2 protein-coding genes are annotated in these 1,944 nt (G+C 71.6%); both read right to left on the minus strand.

Features of this window, described 5'->3' with window-relative positions; genetic code table 11:
- Nucleotides 1-140, minus strand: a 140-nt coding sequence (locus tag DZF91_RS41325; protein ID WP_147341350.1) for an acyl-CoA carboxylase subunit epsilon, incomplete at its 3' end; no start/stop codon positions are given.
- 68 nt (nucleotides 141-208) lie between these two features.
- Nucleotides 209-1,804, minus strand: a complete 1,596-nt coding sequence (locus tag DZF91_RS24465) for an acyl-CoA carboxylase subunit beta (RefSeq protein ID WP_117359627.1) — start codon at nucleotides 1,802-1,804, stop codon at nucleotides 209-211.
- Nucleotides 1,805-1,944: the final 140 nt, after the last annotated feature.

The raw sequence follows: 1,944 nt of genomic DNA on the forward strand, positions 1-1,944 counted from the left end.
GCCGGACCGCCGCCGGGCGCGGTGTCCCGGGCGGCGGCGGCCTGCCGGGCGCGCGCGGTCAGCACGGCGACGAGCGCCGCGACCTCCTCGGCGGACGGGTCGCCGCGGACGATCCGCAGGAACGTCTTGTCGTCGTCCATGACCGCACACTCCTTTGCCGGAACGTTGCCCTGCCTTGATTCTTCCCCGGAAGCGGTGGCGTCCTCCCTCAGAGCGGGATGTTGCCGTGCTTCTTCGGCGGCAGGGTCCGGCGCTTCTCGCGCAGCGAGCGCAGCGCCCGCACGATCTGCCCGCGCGTCTCGGACGGCTTGATCACGGCGTCCACGTAGCCGCGCTCGGCCGCGATGTAGGGGTTGGCGAGGGTGTCCTCGTACTCGGTGACCAGCTCGGCGCGGCGGGCGTCCGGGTCCTCGGCGGCGGCCAGCTCGCGCCGGTAGAGGATGTTCACCGCGCCCTGCGCGCCCATGACGGCGATCTGCGCGGTCGGCCAGGCGAGGTTGATGTCGGCGCCGAGGTGCTTGGACCCCATGACGTCGTACGCGCCGCCGTACGCCTTGCGCGTGATGACCGTGACCAGCGGGACGGTCGCCTCGGCGTAGGCGTAGAGCAGCTTCGCGCCGCGCCGGATGATGCCGTTCCACTCCTGGTCGGTGCCCGGCAGGAAGCCCGGCACGTCCACGAAGGTCAGCACGGGGACGTTGAACGCGTCGCAGGTGCGGACGAACCGGGCGGCCTTCTCCGAGGCGTCGATGTCGAGCGTCCCGGCGAACTGCATCGGCTGGTTGGCGACCACGCCGACCGAACGGCCCTCGACCCGGCCGAACCCGACGATCATGTTCGGCGCGAAGAGCTGCTGGACCTCCAGGAACTCCCCGTCGTCCAGCACGTGCTCGATGACCCGGTGCATGTCGTAGGGCTGGTTCGGGGAGTCCGGGATGAGGGCGTCGAGCTCCTCGTCCACCTCGTCCAGGTCCACCGGCGTGTCGTACGCGGGCGCGTCGGACAGGTTGTTGGACGGCAGGTACGCCAGCAGCGACTTCACGTACTCCAGCGCGTCGTTCTCGTCGGACGCCTGGTAGTGCGCGACGCCCGACCGGGTGTTGTGCGTGTGCGCGCCGCCGAGCTCCTCGAACGTCACCTCCTCGCCCGTGACGGTCTTGATGACGTCCGGGCCGGTGATGAACATGTGCGAGGTCTGGTCGGCCATGATGACGAAGTCGGTCAGCGCGGGCGAGTACACCGCGCCGCCCGCGCACGGGCCGAGCACGACCGAGATCTGCGGGATCACGCCGGAGGCGTGCACGTTCCGCTTGAAGATCTCGGCGTACAGGCCGAGCGCGACCACGCCCTCCTGGATCCGCGCGCCGCCGGAGTCGTTGATCCCGATGACCGGGCAGCCGGTCTTCAGCGCGTGGTCCATCACCTTGGTGATCTTCTCGCCGAAGACCTCGCCGAGCGAGCCGCCCATGACGGTGAAGTCCTGGCTGAACACCGCGACCGGACGGCCGTCGACCGTGCCGTGCCCGGTGACCACGCCGTCGCCGTAGGGCCGCCTGGCCTCCAGGCCGAACGAGGTGGAGCGGTGCCGCGCGTAGGTGTCGAACTCCACGAACGAGCCGGGGTCGAGCAGCGCGTCGATCCGCTCGCGCGCGGTCATCTTGCCCTTGGCGTGCTGCTTCTCGACCGCCGCCGCGGACGCCGCGTGCACCGCCTCGTACCGCCGCCGTTCCAGGTCCGCGATCTTGCCCGCCGTCGTGTGGATGTCGATGTCGTCCACCGCGGGCTCAGGAGCTTCCATCGCCATGCCGTGAAGGGTAACCGGCCGCTGACCCTCGTCCGACGCCCGGGTCCCGCTCTGCGCCGGGCCGCCGCCCCACCGCCGGCCCGCACCCCCGCATCGCCGGGCCGCACCGTCCCACCGCCGGGCCGCACCGCACCGCCGCC

This window comes from Actinomadura logoneensis, from assembly GCF_003428695.1.
GTDB classification, from domain to species: Bacteria; Actinomycetota; Actinomycetes; order Streptosporangiales; family Streptosporangiaceae; genus Spirillospora; species Spirillospora logoneensis.

Bases quoted from the DNA above. Each gene is read 5' to 3' on its own strand.
- DZF91_RS24465 (WP_117359627.1), bottom strand. From the start codon at position 1,804: ATGGCGATGGAAGCTCCTGAGCCCGCGGTGGACGACATCGACATCCAC.